This is a genomic window from Mesorhizobium sp. M0898, from assembly GCF_040319695.1.
Lineage (GTDB): Bacteria > Pseudomonadota > Alphaproteobacteria > Rhizobiales > Rhizobiaceae > Mesorhizobium.
This window is the reverse complement of record NZ_JAMYOE010000116.1, coordinates 1-2,202: the sequence shown is the minus strand read 5'-3', so window position 1 is coordinate 2,202 and position 2,202 is coordinate 1. Positions and strand designations below refer to the sequence as shown.

Below are 2,202 nucleotides of genomic sequence, written 5' to 3'. Positions count from 1 at the left end.
CTCGTTGAAACGATCGAGGCAACCGAATGCAACAACTACTTCGCAAACGCCGGCTACGCTTCCATCAAAACGTGAAAGGCTCTAGGCAAAGCCAAAGCGCGATCCAGGGGTTTTGCAGCCTATCAAACCGCTCGCTGGGGCTTCAATGGCGGCTATCAAGGCGGAAAGTTCGTCAATGACTGGCCCTAACGGCTTGCGACCGAACCCGATGGACCAGTGCCGAGCGACAAACGGCATAGACGCATTCTCCGAACCAATCGAGCGGGCCAATCATGCTTTGGGCGCGTGCTGTCGGCTCGCGCTCCTGTTTCAACGATGTCGCCGAGGCGCGCGATCCGGCCCGTCATCCAATCCTGCCAGCGAATAGCTCGTGCTTCGCCCACCGGCTTCATCTCTCACGAGTATCCCTTGCGCCAGGAGATCATTGATATCGCGCAAGGCGGTGTCAGGTGAGGTGTTGGTCAGCACTGCCCATTTCGAGGAGGTGAGCTTGCCTTCGAAGCCGTCCAGGAGCCGATTGACGACTTTGCGCTGGCGTTCGCTTAGAGGTCGTTGGACCATCTCCTCCCAAAAACGGGCCTTTCGCAGCACATTGGCCAAAATCTCCTCGGCCCCGCTGAAGGCGCGGTCGAGGCAGCTTAGAAACCATTGCAGCCAAGGGGTGATGTCGAGACTGCCCTTCTGCGTCCGTTCGAGGACCGCGTAGTAGTCCTTCCGCTCGGCCCGGATTTGCGCGGACATGCTATAGAACCGCTGAGCGCTGCCCTCCGATCGCGCCAACATCATGTCGGCGATCGCGCGGGCGATACGGCCGTTGCCATCCTCGAAGGGATGGATGGTGACGAACCATAGATGGGCGACCCCCGCCTTCAGAACGGGATCAAGCGGCGCGTAACCGTTGAACCAGTCGATGAACGAGGCCATTTCAAGCTCAAGCCGGGCCGCTGCTGGAGCTTCATAGTGGACTTTCTCCCGACCGATGGGACCTGAGACGACCTGCATCGGACCAGAGGCTTCATGCCGCCACGCACCGACGATAATCTTCGTCATGCCGCTGCGACCCGTCGGAAACAGGGCCGCATGCCAGGCGAACAACCGCTCATCCGTAAGTAGCGCCTGATAGTTCTGAGTTGCGTCGAGCATCATCTCGACCACGCCCTCGACATCGCGGTCGACCGGCGCCAGTGCGCCAATATTCATGCCCAGTCGGCGGGCGATGGACGACCGCACCTGTTCCTTGTCGAGAATTTCACCCTCAATTTCGCTGGATTTGAGAACGTCCTCCGTTAGGGTCTGAAGCATCGCCTCGGCACGCAATTCGAAGCCTAGCGCCTCCATCCGCCCCAGCAGCCGGCCCTGCCGATGGCGCACCGTCGCCAGTTGATCGGCAAGGTCCTGGCTGCGCCACTCGAACTGCGGCCAGTTTTCAAGCTCATAGATATAGGTCGCCATATTCTCCGCACTTTTTGCGTCGAATATGGGCCTCAATCGTCGTATATGCAAGATCATTTGCCGCGATTTATGCGGTGAATAGACCAGCTAAACACCGCATGGTCACGGCTTATTATTCCTCTTGTCGGCTTCTTCTCTCAAAGACCTCCCATTTTGAGGCTACCGATGTGGTCCACAAGGTCAGCCGTGCTTCGGTTCAACCCTTCGCAAGATCGCCCGCCTTGCCGCTACGAATTGAGAGCTGTGGCTCGGCCATATAGGATTCCTTCGCAGCATTACTTAAACCCACTGGACCCAAGGCGGTCGCCCTCAGTCCGCAGTAGACCTGCCCAAGCTCCACCCGTCCGAAGAGTCCGTGCGTTGCGGCCGCCTTAACGCCGGATTGTGAGCGCCGCATCTACCGCTCGCGACTTCGGCTACGACGCTCCCGACGACCAGCTCCTGCGCTCATCGCTCCATCTGGCACGCTTGATGAAACTGCTCGACCGCCATTCTAGAAAGACGACTGACAAGGCCCCCCTTTGCCGGCATGATGCAAGCATCAACATCTGAGCCTTCCATGCTCAAATCGCCAAGGGTTGTTGAGAACTTCGGATGACCCGTATCGCAACCTTTAACGTCAACGGGGTGAACGGTCGTCTGCCCTTGCTCACCAAGTGGCTGGGTCAGACCGACTATGACATCGTGTGCCTTCAGGAATTGAAGACTTCGGATGAGAAATTTCCCGCGGAAGCCGTCAGGAACGCCGGT

General features: G+C 58.4%; 2 protein-coding genes. One reads left to right on the top strand and one right to left on the bottom strand.

Translation table 11 applies throughout. The features are described from left to right. Positions 1–309: 309 nt before the first annotated feature. Entirely contained in the window at positions 310–1,452 is a 1,143-nt protein-coding gene (locus NKH90_RS34445; protein ID WP_352823741.1) for a Fic family protein, read from the bottom strand. Positions 1,453–2,046: 594 nt separating this feature from the next. Here NKH90_RS34445 and NKH90_RS34440 point away from each other — a divergent pair. Continuing rightward, a partial coding sequence (locus tag NKH90_RS34440; RefSeq protein ID WP_352823743.1) for an endonuclease/exonuclease/phosphatase family protein occupies positions 2,047–2,202 on the top strand: 156 nt, incomplete at its 3' end.

Bases quoted from the DNA above. Each gene is read 5' to 3' on its own strand.
- NKH90_RS34445 (WP_352823741.1), bottom strand. From the start codon at position 1,452: ATGGCGACCTATATCTATGAGCTTGAAAACTGGCCGCAGTTCGAGTGG.